Annotated in this window: 15 protein-coding genes; 14 read left to right on the forward strand and 1 reads right to left on the reverse strand. The window is 60.3% G+C overall.

Annotated features, from left to right (window positions below; genetic code table 11):
• The first annotated feature begins 67 nt into the window (after window positions 1–67).
• From GAO09_RS14200 to GAO09_RS30245, 11 genes are all read left to right on the forward strand, one after another.
• Window positions 68–1528 carry a UDP-N-acetylmuramoyl-L-alanyl-D-glutamate--2,6-diaminopimelate ligase gene (locus GAO09_RS14200; protein ID WP_153354666.1) on the forward strand — a complete coding sequence of 487 codons (1461 nt, stop codon included), beginning with the start codon at window positions 68–70 and terminating at the stop codon, window positions 1526–1528.
• Complete coding sequence (locus GAO09_RS14205; RefSeq protein ID WP_324184687.1) at window positions 1525–2958, forward strand: UDP-N-acetylmuramoylalanyl-D-glutamyl-2,6-diaminopimelate--D-alanyl-D-alanine ligase; 1434 nt, start codon at window positions 1525–1527, stop codon at window positions 2956–2958. The genes GAO09_RS14200 and GAO09_RS14205 overlap by 4 nt, the downstream gene beginning before the upstream one ends.
• Window positions 2959–2983: 25 nt before the next feature.
• A complete protein-coding gene (mraY, locus tag GAO09_RS14210; RefSeq protein ID WP_153354667.1) occupies window positions 2984–4084 on the forward strand; it encodes a phospho-N-acetylmuramoyl-pentapeptide-transferase in 1101 nt (366 codons plus the stop codon).
• 7 nt (window positions 4085–4091) lie between these two features.
• A complete protein-coding gene (gene murD / locus GAO09_RS14215) occupies window positions 4092–5501 on the forward strand; it encodes a UDP-N-acetylmuramoyl-L-alanine--D-glutamate ligase (protein WP_153354668.1) in 1410 nt (469 codons plus the stop codon).
• Window positions 5501–6655, forward strand: a complete 1155-nt coding sequence (gene ftsW / locus GAO09_RS14220) for a putative lipid II flippase FtsW (RefSeq protein WP_153354669.1) — start codon at window positions 5501–5503, stop codon at window positions 6653–6655. Before murD ends, ftsW begins: the two co-directional genes overlap by 1 nt.
• Window positions 6656–6665: 10 nt before the next feature.
• Window positions 6666–7790, forward strand: coding sequence for an undecaprenyldiphospho-muramoylpentapeptide beta-N-acetylglucosaminyltransferase (gene murG, locus GAO09_RS14225; RefSeq protein WP_153354670.1), 1125 nt, complete (start codon window positions 6666–6668; stop codon window positions 7788–7790).
• Window positions 7787–9202, forward strand: a complete 1416-nt coding sequence (murC, locus tag GAO09_RS14230; RefSeq protein ID WP_153354671.1) for a UDP-N-acetylmuramate--L-alanine ligase — start codon at window positions 7787–7789, stop codon at window positions 9200–9202. Before murG ends, murC begins: the two co-directional genes overlap by 4 nt.
• Entirely contained in the window at window positions 9199–10173 is a 975-nt protein-coding gene (murB, locus tag GAO09_RS14235; RefSeq protein ID WP_153354672.1) for a UDP-N-acetylmuramate dehydrogenase, read from the forward strand. Before murC ends, murB begins: the two co-directional genes overlap by 4 nt.
• Window positions 10174–10204: 31 nt before the next feature.
• Window positions 10205–10432 (forward strand): hypothetical protein, encoded by a 228-nt coding sequence (locus tag GAO09_RS14240; protein WP_153354673.1) that lies wholly within the window; start codon window positions 10205–10207, stop codon window positions 10430–10432.
• The gene (locus GAO09_RS30240) at window positions 10429–10554 is read left to right on the forward strand and encodes a hypothetical protein (protein ID WP_274379761.1); all 126 of its coding nucleotides are present in this window, start codon (window positions 10429–10431) and stop codon (window positions 10552–10554) included. Before GAO09_RS14240 ends, GAO09_RS30240 begins: the two co-directional genes overlap by 4 nt.
• Window positions 10555–10841: 287 nt before the next feature.
• Window positions 10842–10967: a hypothetical protein gene (locus GAO09_RS30245; RefSeq protein ID WP_274379762.1), complete on the forward strand. Its 126-nt coding sequence runs from the start codon at window positions 10842–10844 to the stop codon at window positions 10965–10967.
• 76 nt (window positions 10968–11043) lie between these two features.
• Here GAO09_RS30245 and GAO09_RS14245 read toward each other — a convergent pair whose 3' ends face one another.
• The gene (locus GAO09_RS14245; RefSeq protein WP_153354674.1) at window positions 11044–12348 is read right to left on the reverse strand and encodes an MFS transporter; all 1305 of its coding nucleotides are present in this window, start codon (window positions 12346–12348) and stop codon (window positions 11044–11046) included.
• 328 nt (window positions 12349–12676) lie between these two features.
• On the opposite strand from GAO09_RS14245, the gene GAO09_RS14250 reads away from it, so the two are divergent.
• The 3 genes from GAO09_RS14250 to ftsA are packed head-to-tail and all read left to right on the forward strand — an operon-like array spanning window position 12677 to window position 15845.
• On the forward strand, window positions 12677–13603 hold the full coding sequence (locus GAO09_RS14250; RefSeq protein WP_153354675.1) for a D-alanine--D-alanine ligase: 927 nt from the start codon (window positions 12677–12679) through the stop codon (window positions 13601–13603).
• Entirely contained in the window at window positions 13591–14517 is a 927-nt protein-coding gene (locus GAO09_RS14255; RefSeq protein WP_410767678.1) for a cell division protein FtsQ/DivIB, read from the forward strand. Before GAO09_RS14250 ends, GAO09_RS14255 begins: the two co-directional genes overlap by 13 nt.
• Window positions 14514–15845, forward strand: a complete 1332-nt coding sequence (ftsA, locus tag GAO09_RS14260; RefSeq protein WP_324184688.1) for a cell division protein FtsA — start codon at window positions 14514–14516, stop codon at window positions 15843–15845. The genes GAO09_RS14255 and ftsA overlap by 4 nt, the downstream gene beginning before the upstream one ends.
• The last annotated feature ends 6 nt before the right edge of the window (window positions 15846–15851 follow it).

Below are 15851 nucleotides of genomic sequence, written 5' to 3' on the forward strand. Positions count from 1 at the left end.
GTCATAATGAATGAGCACGACGATTCGCGGGCCGGCATGATCCGGCCCCCGGAAGGAGAGGGCAGAGATGATATTGAGAGAGCTGATCGGCGCTGATTTTCCCGAGCTTGCCGAGGCTATGAACGGTCCCGCGGGGGATCTTGAGATTACCGCGATCGCGTCGGACAGCCGCAAAGCTGTGCCCGGCGCATTGTTTGTTGCCATGGCCGGCACCAAGGCCGATGGCGCAGGTTTCATCGGCGATGCCGCCGCACGCGGTGCCGTTGCCGCGATTGCAGCGCATACCGCCGATGTCGGCATTCCGGTTCTGACAGTAGAAAATCCGCGTCGTCTTTTGGCGCTGGTGGCCGCACGGTTCTCCGGGGCGCAGCCGCAAACCATGGTCGCCGTCACCGGCACGGCCGGCAAGACTTCGGTCGCATCCTTCACCCGTCAGATCTGGGCACATGCCGGCCATCCCGCTGCCATGATCGGCACCACTGGCGTCATTTCGCCGACCCGCAATGACTACGGTTCGCTTACGACGCCTGATCCGATCGCGCTGCATGCGCTGCTGGCGGAACTGGAATCGGAAGGCGTCACCCACGCCGCCATGGAAGCCTCCAGCCACGGTCTCGACCAGAGCCGTCTCGATGGCGTGAAACTCGTCGCTGCCGGTTTCACCAATCTCGGCCGCGACCACATGGATTATCACCCGACGGTCGAATCCTACATGGCTGCAAAAATGCGCCTGTTCGATACGTTGATGCCGAAAGGCTCGCCGGCAGTGATTTTTTCCGACGATCCGTGGTCGGAAGGGGCCGTCCGCGTTGCCACCGCCGCCGGGCTGGATGTCCGCACCGTCGGTCGCAAGGGTTCCTATCTGACGCTCAAGCGCGTCGAACATTTTCGTCACAAGCAGACAGCCGAAATCACTGCCGAAGGCCGTATCTTCGAGGTCGATATTCCGCTGGCCGGCGATTTCCAGATCGCCAATGCACTGGTCGCTGCCGGTCTTGCCATGTCCACCGGCGTTTCCGCCGAAAAGGCGATGGCCGCCCTCGAAAAGCTGGTCGGTGCTTCCGGTCGTCTCGAACTGGTTGGCCAGACGCCCGATGGCGCGCCGGCCTATGTCGATTATGCCCACAAGCCGGATGCTTTGCAGAACGTGCTTTCGTCCGTGCGTCCCTTCACAACCGGCCGCGTTGTCGTGGTGTTCGGCTGCGGCGGTGACCGGGACAAGGGCAAACGCCCGATCATGGGCGAGATCGCCACGCGGCTTGCCGATGTGGTTATCGTCACCGACGACAATCCACGCTCCGAACAGCCGGATGTGATCCGCTCGGAAATCATGGCTGCCGCTCCCGGCGCCACCGAGATCGCTGATCGCGCCGAGGCGATCCGTCACGCCGTATCGCTTCTGCATTCGGGTGACACGCTGATCGTCGCCGGCAAGGGTCATGAAGAGGGGCAGACCGTCGGCACGACCACGCTGCCGTTCTCCGATCATGTCGAACTGCGCAAGGCGCTGGAGGGCCTGACACAGTGAGCCTGCTCTGGACCAGCCAGGAAATGACCGCCGTTATGGAAGGGCGCCCGTTCGGCGCGCTTCCGACCGGTATCACCGGCATTTCCATCGACAGCCGTTCGATCGGTGAAGGTGAAGCCTTTTTTGCCATCAAGGGCGACCGTGTTGATGGCCACGATTATGTCGGTGTCGCCGTCGCCAATGGTGCGGCGCTGATCGTCGTTGCCGAAGGCAAGCTGCCGGCCATGGGCCGCATCAGCGTGCCGATGATCGTTGTCGAGGATGTGCTGGAAGCACTCGGCAAGCTCGCCGTTGCCGCCCGCAAGCGCAGCCGTGCGCAGATCGTTGCCGTTACCGGTTCGGTCGGCAAGACGACAACCAAGGAAATGCTGCGCCACGCGCTGGCCCCATCAGGCAAGGTGCATGCCGCCGTCGCTTCCTTCAATAATCACTGGGGCGTGCCCTTGACGCTCGCCCGCATGCCGATCGACACCTATTTTGGCGTGTTCGAAATCGGCATGAACCATTCTGGCGAAATCCGTCCGCTGGTGGCTATGGTGCGCCCGCATGTGGCCGTCGTCACCACCATTGCCGCAGCCCATCTCGGCCATTTCCGCGATCTCGACGAGATTGCCGAAGCCAAGGCCGAAATTTTCGAGGGCGTGTTGCCAGGTGGTGCTGCCCTCATCAACCGCGATATCCCGCAATATGATCTGCTCGACAAGGCCGCTCAGGCGGCGGGTGTCGAAAACGTGCTAACTTTCGGCCAGCATGCCAAGGCCGATTTCCGCCTTGCCGATTTCGAGGGCAATGCCGATGGATCGGTGATCTGGGCAACGCTGCAGGGCGATACGACGGAAGTGCGCATCGGAGCGCCTGGCCGCCACATCGCCGAAAATGCCATGGCAGCCCTAGCCGTCGTGGCGCTGTTCGATGCCGACATGGACGCTGCCAGGCAAGCACTCGCCGATCTGAAACCGGTCAAGGGCCGTGGCGAACGCCACACACTTGGCATCGGCGAAGGCCACCTGACGCTGATCGACGAGAGCTACAATGCCAATCCGGCCTCGATGCGGGCCGCGATCGCGCTTCTTGCAGCGCATGAGCCGGAACTGTCTGGCCGGCGTATCGCCGTGCTCGGCGACATGCTGGAAATGGGCGAACATTCCACCAAGGTTCACCAGAATCTCGCCGGTGCGCTGCTCGCCTCCGGTATCGAGCATGTCTGGCTCGCCGGCCCCGAAATGGCCGCATTGCGCGACTCATTGCCCGAAAGTGTTGAGGTCGCTTACTTCGAGACGACCCCGGAGCTTGCCGATTACAGCGTTTCCTCGGTCGTTCCGGGTGACGTGCTGATGGTCAAATCCTCTTTGGGCCTTGGTTTCCGCAAGATCATCGACGCTCTTATTGACAACTATCCGGCCTTCGCAGACACGGAGCCGCATTCCTGATACCGGCTTCCGAGAAAGGGCCATTATGCTGATCTGGCTTGTCGAACTGGCGAACCACGTGCAATTTTTCAATCTGTTCCGGTACATCACGTTCCGCACGGGTGCTGCCGCGTTCACCTCCGCCTTCATCGTTTTCATGTTCGGGCCGAGCATCATCGCGTCGCTGCGTGTCCGTCAGGGCAGGGGCCAGCCGATCCGTGCGGACGGTCCGCAGACCCATTTCAAGAAGGCCGGCACGCCGACCATGGGTGGCCTGATGATCCTCGCTGGCATTTTGGGCGGATCACTGCTTTGGGCCGACCTGTCGAACATTTATGTCGTTTCGACCCTGCTGGTGACGCTCGGCTTTGGCGCGATCGGCTTTTATGACGACTATCTCAAGGTCACAAAACAGTCGGACAAGGGCTTTTCCGGAAAAGCGCGTCTCGGCATCGAATTCCTGATCGCCGGTATCGCCACCTATTTCATGATGCGCATGGCGCTTGCCAACGGTCAGCACGGCTCGACGCTGGGCTCCTCGATCGCCTTTCCGTTTTTCAAGGACTTCGTCGTCAATCTCGGTATCTTCTTCGTGCTGTTCGGCGGTTTCGTCATCGTTGCGGCCGGCAATTCCGTCAACCTGACGGACGGTCTCGATGGTCTCGCCATCGTGCCGGTCATGATTGCCGCCGCCTCCTTCGGCATCATTTCCTATGTCGCCGGTAACGCCGTCTTCGCGAACTATCTGCAGATCAACTTTGTGCCCGGCACGGGTGAACTCGCGGTCATTCTCGGCGCGGTCATCGGGGCAGGGCTAGGTTTCCTGTGGTTCAACGCGCCGCCCGCTGCCATCTTCATGGGCGATACCGGTTCGCTGGCGCTCGGCGGTCTGATCGGCTCGGTTGCCGTCGCCACCAAGCATGAGATCGTCATGGCCATCATCGGCGGCCTGTTCGTCATGGAAACGCTGTCGGTGATCATCCAGGTCGGTTTCTTCAAGCTCACCGGAAAGCGCGTGTTCCTGATGGCGCCGATCCACCATCATTTCGAAAAGCTCGGCTGGACCGAAAGTCAGGTGGTGATCCGCTTCTGGATCATCGCCGTCGGGCTTGCCCTTCTCGGCCTTTCCACCCTCAAGCTGCGCTGATTGTATCATGATCCCGGTCACCACGTTTTCTGGCAAAAAAGTCGCTCTCTTCGGCCTCGGCGGTTCGGGGCTGGCGACGGCAAAGGCTCTGGTGGCCGGTGGTGCTGATATCACCGCCTGGGACGATAATCCCGACAGCGTTGCGAGAGCGAATGCGGAAGGTGTGACGACTGCGGATCTGCACGGGCTGGACTGGTCTTCGCTTTCCGCCTTCGTGCTGTCGCCCGGCGTGCCGCTGACCCATCCGAAACCGCACTGGACGGTCGATCTCGCCCGTGCGGCAGGTGTCGAGGTCATCGGCGATGTGGAACTGTTCGTGCGCGAGCGCCGTGCCCATGCGCCGGATTGCCCGCTGATCGCCATTACCGGCACCAACGGCAAGTCCACCACGACGGCGCTGATCGCGCATATCTTGAAATCCAGCGGCCGTGACACCCAGCTCGGCGGCAATATCGGCACCGCCATCCTGACGCTTGATCCGCCCAAGGCCGAACGTTTTTATGTGGTCGAATGCTCGTCCTACCAGATCGATCTTGCGCCAACGCTGAACCCGTCCGCCGGTATTCTTCTGAACCTGACACCCGACCATCTCGACCGTCACGGCACGATGCAGCATTACGCCGATATCAAGGAGCGCCTTGTTGCCGGCTCGAAGACGGCGGTCATTGGCGTCGACGACAGTTTTTGCGCGCTGATTGCGGATCGCGTCGAGCGCGCCGGTGTCAAGGTCGAGCGTATTTCCAAGCGCAACCCGGTCGCTGAAGGTCTTTATGCCGAAGGTAGCCGCATCTTGGGCGCGCACAGCGGCAAGATTTCCGACGTGGCTGACCTTGCCGGCATCGATACGCTGAAAGGCGCCCATAACGCCCAGAACGCCGCAGCTGCCATCGCCGCCTGCCTTGCGGTGGGCGTTTCCATCGAAGAAATCCGTGCGGGCCTGAAAAGTTTCCCCGGTCTGAAACACCGCATGCAGCCGGTTGGCCGTCGCGGGCAGGCTGTTTTCGTCAACGATTCGAAGGCGACCAATGCCGAAGCCGCAGCGCCTGCGCTGTCGAGTTATGAGCGCATTTACTGGATTGCCGGCGGCCTTCCCAAGGAAGGTGGTATCGCAAGCCTCGCACCACTTTTTCCGCGTATCGTGAAAGCCTACCTGATCGGAGAGGCGGCACCGCAATTCGCCGCGACGCTGGGTGATGCCGTGAAATTCGAGATTTCCGGCACACTTGCACAGGCGGTCGCGCATGCGGCGGCCGATGCGGCGGATGATGGCGAGGCTTTGGCCGTGATGCTGTCGCCGGCCTGCGCCAGCTTCGATCAGTTCAAGAATTTCGAAGTCCGCGGCGACGCTTTTGTCTCCGAGGTTGCTGGCCTTGATGGCGTGACGATGCTGGTCGAGGTCAAGAAGGAGAACGCATAATGGTAAGTCGCGTAGACCGTGGTCCCCTGGCGGACTGGTTCTGGACGATCGACCGCTTCTTTCTGGCGGCCTTCATCCTTTTGATGGGCATCGGCTTCATGCTGTCGTTTGCGGCATCGCCGGCCGTCGCCGAGCGTCTTGGCCTCAACAGCTTTCACTTCGTCGAACGCCACGCTCTGTTCCTGGTGCCTTCGATCATCGTGATGGTCGGCCTGTCTCTGTTCTCTCCACGCCAGATCCGCCGCACCGCCATCATCCTGCTCGTGCTGGCGCTAGGCATGATGGTGCTGGCACTGTTCTTCGGCATCGAGGTCAAGGGCGCCCGCCGCTGGGTCAATTTTGGCAGCCTGTCGATCCAGCCGTCCGAATTCATGAAACCGGCCTTCGTCGTCGTCTGCGCCTGGCTGTTTGCCGAGCATGCGCGCCAGCCGGAAATTCCCGGCAACCTGTTTGCCATCATCCTGTTCGGCATCGTCGGCGCGCTTCTCGTTGCGCAGCCGGATATCGGCCAGACGATCCTCACCAGTGCCGTCTGGGGCGGCATGTTCTTCATGGCCGGCATGCCGTGGCTGTGGATCGTGCTGCTTGGTGGTCTGGGTGTCGGCGGTGTCGCGACCGCTTATTACATGCTGCCGCACGTGGCCGGTCGTATCGACCGGTTCTGGACGGGCGAGGGTGATACGTTTCAGGTCGATACGGCCCGCGATGCCATCATCAACGGCAACTGGTTCGGTCTTGGACCGGGCGAGGGCATCTACAAGCGCATTATCCCCGACAGCCATACCGACTTCATCTTTTCCGTCGCGGCGGAAGAATTCGGCATCCTGTTCTGCATCGTTCTGGTTTCGATCTTCGCATTCATCGTGCTGAGGGGCCTTGGCCACGCTTTTCGCGAGCGCAACGATTTCAACCGTTTTGCCGTGGCCGGTCTGGTGCTGCAGCTCGGCGTGCAGTCGATGATCAATATCAGCGTTAATCTCGAACTGATCCCGGCAAAGGGCATGACCCTGCCGCTGATTTCCTATGGTGGCTCATCGATGGTGGCGGTTGCCGTCACCGCCGGCTTCATTCTGGCGCTCACTCGCCACCGCCCGGAAAAGCGTGCACAGGAACGCAGCCTGTTCCGCGTGACATCTGCGGTGCCGGCAGAGTAAAAGGGTTTTCATGACCAAAGGCATTATCCTGCTTGCCGCCGGGGGAACCGGCGGCCATTTGTTTCCGGCCGAAGCACTGGCACACGAGTTGAAGGCGCGCGGGTATTCCGTGCATCTGGTGACCGATAGCCGTGCCGAACGTTTTGCCGGAAAATTTCCCGCCGACGAAATCCATGTCGTGCCATCGGCCACGATCGGCTCGAAGAACCCGATCTCTGTGGCCAAAGCGCTGTTCAAGCTGTGGACCGGCCTTCGCGCCGCCCGCAAGCTGATCACGCGGATCAAGCCGCTGGCCGTTGTCGGTTTCGGCGGTTATCCGACCGTGCCGCCGCTTCTGGCCTCCACCGGCCTCGGCGTGCCGTCGATGATCCACGAGCAGAACGCCGTGATGGGGCGCGCCAACAAGGCGCTGGCCAATCGCGTCAAGGCAATCGCCGGCGGCTTTCTTCCCGAGGGCGTGGGTGCCTATGCCGACAAGACGGTAACCACCGGCAATCCGGTACGCCCTGCCGTGCTTGCCGCCGCGAATACGCCTTACCAGCCGAGCCTCGAAGGCCAGCCATTCAATCTCGTCGTCTTCGGCGGCAGCCAGGGCGCGCAGTTCTTTTCACGTGCCATTCCGACGGCGTTGAGCCTGCTCGAAGAGAGCGAGCGTGGCCGCATCGTGCTGACCCAGCAGGCGCGTCCCGAAGATCAGGGACAGGTCGGCTCCTGCTTTGCCAAGCTGAAGATGTTGCCGGATGTGTCCGCCTTCTTTCCGGACATGGCCGAACGCCTTGCATCCGCCCATCTCGTCGTCTGCCGTTCGGGCGCTTCCACGGTTTCGGAAGTTTCTGTCATCGGCCGTCCATCCATTCTCGTCCCTTATCCTTACGCGCTCGATCACGATCAGGCCGCCAATGCTGCAGCACTCGTTGCCACCGGTGGTGCCGAAGTCGTTCCACAGGCAGAACTTTCGCCGGAGCGTCTGGCGCAGAAACTGTCGGCGGCGCTGAAGGAGCCTGAGCGTCTTGCCGCCATGGCTGAAGCTGCAAAGCAGGCCGGCCGTCCACATGCGGCGACCTTGCTTGCCGACATGGTTGTCGCTATTGCCGGGTCACAAGGGATTGCGCAGTTTAAAGGAGTTCGGGCATGAAGATGCCGCAGGCCATCGGCCTCGTCCATTTCATCGGTATCGGCGGCATCGGCATGAGCGGCATTGCCGAAGTGCTGCATAACCTTGGCCACAAGGTGCAGGGCTCCGACCAGTCCGACAGCGCCAATGTGCAGCGCCTGCGTGACAAGGGTATTCCGGTTTTTGTCGGTCATCAGGCTGAAAATCTGGGTGATGCCGAAGTCGTCGTGGTGTCCACCGCCATCAAGAAGACCAATCCGGAACTGGTCGCCGCGCGTGAGAAATCGCTGCCGATCGTGCGCCGTGCTGAAATGCTGGCCGAGCTGATGCGTTTCCGCAATGCCATCGCCATCGGCGGCACGCATGGCAAGACCACGACCACATCGATGGTCGCGACGCTGCTGGAAGCCGGCAATCTCGATCCGACCGTCATCAATGGCGGCATCATCAACGCCTACGGCACCAATGCCCGCATGGGCGAGGGCGAGTGGATGGTGGTGGAAGCCGACGAATCCGACGGCACCTTCCTGAAGCTGCCGGCCGACGTCGCGGTCGTCACCAATATCGACCCGGAACATCTCGACCACTATGGCAATTTCGACGCCGTGCGCGCAGCCTTCCGCCAGTTCGTGGAAAACGTGCCCTTCTACGGTTTTGGTGTCATGTGCATCGACCACCCGGAAGTGCAGGCGCTGGTCGGCAAGATCGAGGACCGCAAGGTCGTCACCTATGGTGAAAACCCGCAGGCTGACGCGCGCTTCTCGAATGTGCGGATCGAAGGCACCAAGTCGATCTTCGACGTGGAAATCCGCCGTCGCCGCACCGGTCGGGTATTTTCCTTCAAGGATTTGACGCTGCCCATGCCGGGCCGCCACAACATCGCCAATGCAACAGCCGCTATCGCAGTCGCCAACCGTCTGGGCATTTCCGAAGAAGACATCCGCAAGGGTTTGGGCGCTTTCGGTGGCGTCAAACGCCGTTTCACGCTGACCGGCGCCTGGAACGACGTGTCGATCTTCGACGATTACGGCCACCATCCGGTCGAGATCAAGGCAGTCCTCAAGGCTGCGCGTGAAAGCTGCTCGGGTCGCGTCATCGCCGTCCACCAGCCGCATCGCTATTCGCGCCTGCACAGCCTGTTCGAAGACTTTGTCACCTGCTTCAACGATGCGGACAGCATCATTCTGGCGCCGGTCTATGCGGCGGGTGAAGATCCGATCGAGGGTGCCGATTCTGAAACGCTGGCTTCGCGCATCCGCGCCGGCGGCCACCGTGACGCTCGCTTCATGGCTTCGCCGGAAGCGCTTGCCGGAATCGTTGCCACCATTGCCAAGCCGGGCGATTTCGTGGTTCTTTTGGGGGCAGGTAACATCACGCATTGGGCAGCAGCACTGCCCAAGGAATTGCAGGGCATTTCGGGGCATTCGCAATGAAGCAGGTTAATGGGGAAAAGTTGCTGGCGTCGCTCGGTGAGGGCGTCAAGGAAATCCGCGGACGGCTGACGCCGGATGCGCCGATGGACAGGGTCACCTGGTTCCAGGCCGGCGGTCTGGCCGAACTGATGTTCCAGCCGCACGATGTGGACGACCTCGCGACGTTCCTCAAACTGCTGCCGGAAAATGTGCCGCTCACCGTCGTCGGCGTCGGCTCCAACCTTCTCGTGCGCGATGGCGGAATTCCCGGCGTCGTCCTTCGCCTCTCGGCCAAGGGTTTTGGTCAGGTCGAACTGGTCGGTGAAAACCGCATCAGGGCCGGCGCCATTTGCCCGGACAAGCATGTTGCCGCTATGGCGATGGACAACGGTATCGGCGGCTTTGCCTTCTATTACGGCATTCCCGGATCGATCGGCGGTGCGCTGCGCATGAATGCCGGCGCCAATGGCACCGAGACCAAGGACCGCGTCGTGGAAGTGCATGCCGTTGACCGTCAGGGCAACAAGCATGTGCTGACCAATGCCGACATGGGCTACAGCTACCGCCACTCCTCGGCAGCCTCTGACCTGATCTTCACGCACGCCGTGTTCGAAGGTTATGCCGACGACCGCGCAAAGATCCGCGCCGAAATGGATGCCGTGCGCCAGCACCGCGAAACGGTACAGCCGGTGAAGGAAAAGACCGGTGGCTCGACCTTCAAGAACCCGGAGGGCCATTCGGCCTGGAAGGTGATCGATGAAGCGGGTTGCCGTGGCCTGATGAATGGCGGCGCCCAGATGTCGGCACTGCATTGCAATTTCATGATCAATATCGGCCACGCGTCCGGTTACGATCTCGAATATCTGGGCGAGATGGTGCGCCAGCGCGTGTTCGAGGAACACGGCATCAAGCTGGAATGGGAAATCAAGCGCCTCGGCGTCTTCATGCCCGGCCGCGAAGTGCGCCCCTTTCAGGGCGTGACGACGGAGTGAATAACTCGGCTGGTCCGTTCGGGAGGCGTTGATGACGCTGGTGCATAATGAACGGATCAAGCTGACGGCGAACTCTCTTGATCGTCTATCGACCGCCTGCGCTGCGGCTGGGTTCATCGCGCCTGCCGCGTCGTTCGCCACGTCTACCGGCGCGTTTCAGATCACCTGGGGCACGGTAATTTCCACCTCCGCTTGGCTTTCCGGCGCATTGATATTACATTTGGGTGCCAGACACGTTTTGAGGAGACTGAAGTCATGAATGCCCCGACTTTCTTCTTTCTCTATATTCTCCCCTTCGTCATCGCCGGCACGGCGTGGGCGGGCATCCTGCTGAGCGAATGGATGGAGCGCCGCAAAGTTCGGATCCGCGCCGACAAGTAGCGGATTGGATCGGCGGGAGGGGCGATGTTCGATGCCGGGTTGGATGACAGGCAGGAGAGGCGGCTTGTTCTTGTGCAGAATGAGAGATTGAAGCTCGCTGCTGCCAGTCTCGATCGTCTTTTCACGGCTTATGTCGTCGCGGGCTTCATTGCTCCAATAACCTCGTTATCATCGACGGGCTCCTTGGCGAGCCTTACTCCGAAAATCGGTGTATCAACGATGGTTTGGATTTTGGCGGCGTTAATATTACATTGGATTGCGAGACAACTATTGGGAAGGCTGGGCATATGACATTCATGGCGGCTTTCTATCTGTACATCATCCCCGGGGCGACCGTGGTGATCGGTCTGGCTTGGATTATGTTCGACAAGCAACAGGAGCGCCGTAGCAAGCGGCTGCACCCCGGCGAATAACAACGCCTTACTTCAACAAAAAGCCCGCGAAACCATCGGCTTCGCGGGCTTTTCTGTCAGTTCATTCCGTTAAGGTTCAGACTTCGTCCTTGCCCGACAGGAAGATGCAGGCGAGCGTGATCAGCGCGGCCAGGAAGAGGTAGTAGCCGACATAGGTCATGCCGTAATTCGCCTGCAGATAGGTGGCGATATACGGAGCCAGCGAGGCGCCGAAAATGCCGGCGAAGTTGAAGGTGATCGACGAGCCGGTATAGCGAACCGAGGTCGGGAACGGAGCGGCAAGAGCCGTGCCGATCAGCCCGTAGGTCATGCCCATCAACACCATCGCCAGAACAACGAACAGGAAGATCATGCCTTCGCCATTGGTCATCAGGTATGGCAGGAAGAACGAGAAGGCGGCGATCAATGCTGTCGTGACGATCAGCATTTCACGACGACCGTATTTCTCGGCCAGCTTGCCGATCACGACGATGAAGATACCGAATACGACGGAGCCGAGAAGCTGCACTTCCAGCGCATCGAGGAACGGCATCTTCAGGACCTTGACGTTGTAGGACAGAAGATAGGCCGAGCCGATGTAGAACAACACGAAGGTGGCGAGTGCGACGAATGTGCCGAGAACCAGGCTGCGCTTGTGCTTGCGAAACAGTTCTGCAACCGGAACCTCGACGCGCTCGTGGCTGTCGATGGCCTTTTGGAAGGCCGGGGTTTCGGTGATCGACAGACGGACCCACAGGCCAACGGCGACCAGTGCGATCGAAGCGATGAACGGTACGCGCCAGCCCCAGGACAGTAGTGCTTCCTGCGACATGAAGTGCAGAAGGATCCAGAACACGCCCGACGACAGGAACAGGCCAAGCGGTGCGCCCAGCTGCGGGAACATGCCGTACCAGCTCTTCTTGCCTGGAGGTGCGTTTTCGGTAGCCAGCAGAACCGCGCCGCCCCATTCGCCGCCGAGACCAAAACCCTGGCCGAAACGGCAAAGTGCCAGAAGCAGCGGTGCGATAACGCCGATCTGCTCATAGGTTGGCAGGAGGCCGATGACGACTGTGGAAATGCCCATGGTCAGGAGAGCTGCCACCAGTGTGGTCTTGCGGCCGACGCGGTCGCCGTAATGGCCGAACACGATGGCACCGAGCGGGCGCGCGAAGAACGCGATCGAGAAGGTCGCGAAAGAGGCAAGCAGCGCGCTTGTCGGGTCAGAACCCGGGAAGAACAGCGCTGGGAAAACCAGAACGGCGGCCGTCGCATAAACGTAGAAATCGAAAAACTCGATCGTCGTGCCGACCACGCTGGCCGTCAGGACTTGTGCAGGAGAGTTCTTTGCAACAGGTTCCAGCGGCTCAGCGGCCGACGACACGGGGGTATCCATCTGTGTCATCTTATATCCGTGAGTGTTGTCTCTCCTCCTTTGTTAAGGAGGGTTGTTGCGGCCATAGCGTAATTTTAAATCGAATAAAATGGCTATCCGGCAATAAAGCGCAAAAAATCAGGGCTTGGGCGAAAGCTATGACGCATTTCCGCCACGGGGCGAGGCGAGGGGAGATGCGGCTGTTAACGCCTAGGGACGGGCGCGGTTAACGAAAGTAAACGTTTTATTAACCTTAATGGCGCTTAACTGAACCCATCGGAAACGGTTGGAATCATGCCGCGAAAGTTTCGCACAAGCGTCGAGCTTCAACCTTTATTGATATCCTTAGGAGTGGTTTATGAGTGGCAAGCATGTGGCTGTTTTGATGGGAGGTTTTTCCTCCGAGCGGCCTGTCAGCCTGTCTTCCGGCAATGCCTGTGCCGATGCCCTTGAAGGCGAGGGCTACAAGGTCACGCGTGTCGATGTTGATCGCAATGTCACCGCTGTGCTTGCCGAACTGCGCCCGGATGTCTGTTTTAATGCGCTCCATGGTCCTTATGGTGAAGACGGCACTATTCAGGGCATTCTCGAATATCTTGAAATTCCCTACACCCATTCCGGCGTGCTGGCGTCTTCGCTGTCCATGGACAAGCAGCAGGCCAAGCTCGTCGCCAAGGCCGCCGGCATTCCTGTCGCTGAAGCCAAGGTGTTGAGCCGTTTCGAATTCGGCAATACGCACCCGATCAAGCCGCCTTATGTCGTCAAGCCGGTGCGCGAAGGCTCGTCCTTCGGTGTCGTCATCGTCAAGGAGAATCAGGCGCATCCGCCGCAGGTCATAGGTTCTTCCGAATGGCGTTATGGCGAAGAGGTCATGGTCGAACGATACGTCTATGGCCGCGAGCTGACCTGCGGTGTCATGGGTAATGTCGCGCTCGGCGTGACTGAAGTGGTGCCGAATGGCGACACGTTCTACGACTATGATGCGAAGTATGCCGCGGGCGGCTCTACCCATGTCATTCCGGCACGAATTTCACCGAATATTTACCAAAAGATTCAATCATTGGCCCTCAAGGCGCACCAGGCGATGGGTTGCCGTGGCGTGAGTCGGTCAGACTTCCGTTACGATGATCGTTTCTCTGAAAACGGTGAGGTCATCTGGCTGGAAGTGAATACGCAGCCGGGCATGACCCCGACCTCTCTGGTGCCCGAAATGGCCGCTCATGCCGGTCATTCGTTTGGTGATCTCGTCCGTTGGATGGTGGAGGACGCTTCTTGTTCGCGATGAACAGCAAAAGGGCAGGTGGGGCACGTAATCCTTACGAGGATGGCCCTGTTTCGGACGATCGCCGGGTGCTGCCGCGCCCGCTGCGTCGTGTCGTGCGCTTTTGTGTCAGTCTTGCGACCGGTCGCATCGATATTCCTCGCCATACCGGCACGGCTGCCACGTTCGGCCTTTTCGCTATCGTTGGTCTCTACGGCATGTCGATCGGCGGTCACACGCAGACAGTTGCGCAGGCGACTACGGCGGCTGTCGGTTTTGCCATCGAGGACGTGCGCGTCTCGGGCAACAGCCAGACATCTGAAATCGACATTCTCCAGTTGCTCGGACTCGACGGTACGACCTCGCTGGTCGCGCTTGATATTGAAACGGCGCGCCGTCAGCTCTCCGAGCTTCCCTGGGTTGCCTATGCGGAAGTCCGCAAGGTTTATCCGCGCACGATCGAGGTCATGCTCAGGGAGCGTGAAGCCTTCGGAATCTGGCAGCATGGCAGCGATCTGTCTCTGATCGAAAAGAGCGGCGCCATCATCGCTCCTCTGCGCGACAACAAGTTTGCCTCGTTGCCGCTGTTTGTCGGTCGTGATGCCGAAAAGGCAGCTTCCGGCTTTGAGGATGAAATGGCCGAATGGCCCGAGTTGAAGCAGCGCGTGCGGGCCTTCGTGCGCGTCGCCAGCCGTCGCTGGGATCTGCATCTCGACAACGGCATCGTCATCAAGCTGCCTGAAGACAATGTCGGCGATGCGCTGAAGCGTCTCGCCAAATTTGAAACCAACCAGCAGATGCTGGAGCGCGATATCGCCGCCGTCGATCTTCGCCTTCAGGATCGCACCACAGTCCAACTGACGGCCGACGCTGCCGAACGCCGCCAGACCGCGGTTGCTGCGCGCGCGAAAGCATTGAAGAAAGCAGGGGAAACGTGAGCCTGTTCGGATCATCCAATCTCGGTCTGCCGCGCCTGAAGCCTCTGTCTTCCAAGCGCAGCCATGTCGTTTCGGTGCTTGATATCGGATCGAGCAAGGTCGTCTGCATGATCGGTCGCCTGACGCCACGTCAGGAAAGCGAAATCCTGCCGGGCCGTACCCACAATGTCGAAATCATCGGCATCGGTCATCAGCGTTCGCGGGGCGTCAAGTCCGGTGTGATCGCCGATCTGGATGCAGCCGAAAGCGTTGTGCGCCTTGCCGTCGATGCTGCCGAGCGCATGGCGGGCCTGACCATCGACAGCCTGATCGTCAACATTTCCGCCGGCCGCCTTGCCAGTGATGTTTATACCGCCACGATCGATCTCGGTGGCCAGGAAGTTGCCGCAGGTGATCTGCGCAAGGTCATGATCAATGCCAGCCAGCTGTCGCAGCGTCAGGATCGTGTCATCCTGCATTCGCTTCCGGCCGGTTATTCGCTCGACGGCGAACGCGGTATCCGCGATCCATTGTCGATGTATGGTGATTCTCTCGGTGTCGACATGCATGTCGTCACTGCTGAACGCGCGGCGATCCGCAATCTCGAGCTTTGCATCAACCGTGCTCATCTGTCGGTCGAAGGCATCGTTGCGACACCTTATGCCAGCGGTCTTGCCGCTCTGGTCGATGATGAAGTCGAACTCGGTTGCGCCGCCATCGACATGGGCGGCGGCACCACCACCATTTCCGTCTTCTGCGAAGGCAAACTGGTTCACACTGATGCCATCGGGCTCGGTGGCCACCACATCACCACCGACCTTGCACGCGGTCTTTCCACCCGGATTGAAGACGCCGAGCGCATGAAGGTCGTTCATGGCTCCGCCATCTCCACCGGTGCGGACGAACGCGACCTGATTTCGGTCGCGCCGATCGGTGAAGACGATCGTGATCAACCCACCCAGATCCCCAAGGCTCTGGTCACCCGTATCGTTCGCGCGCGGCTCGAAGAGACGCTTGAACTGATCCGCGACCGCATACAAAAGTCGGGTTTCAGCCCGATCGTCGGCAAGCGAGTCGTTCTGACCGGTGGCGCCAGCCAGCTCACCGGTCTGTCAGAAACTGCGCGCCGAATCCTTGCCCGAAACGTCCGAATCGGGCGTCCTATGGGTCTGTCGGGTCTTCCGACCGCAGCAAAGGGACCGGCCTTCTCAACGGCGGCCGGGCTGATGATCTACCCGCAGGTCGCCGGTCTGGAGACACATGCGGCAAGTGGCGGTTTCGCGTCGGCACTGGTGAGCGGCGATGGCCGACTGGCGCGAATGGGGCAGTGGTTGAAGGAAAGTTTCTGACACACC

This window comes from Endobacterium cereale (assembly GCF_009617585.1).
Lineage (GTDB): Bacteria > Pseudomonadota > Alphaproteobacteria > Rhizobiales > Rhizobiaceae > Neorhizobium > Neorhizobium cereale.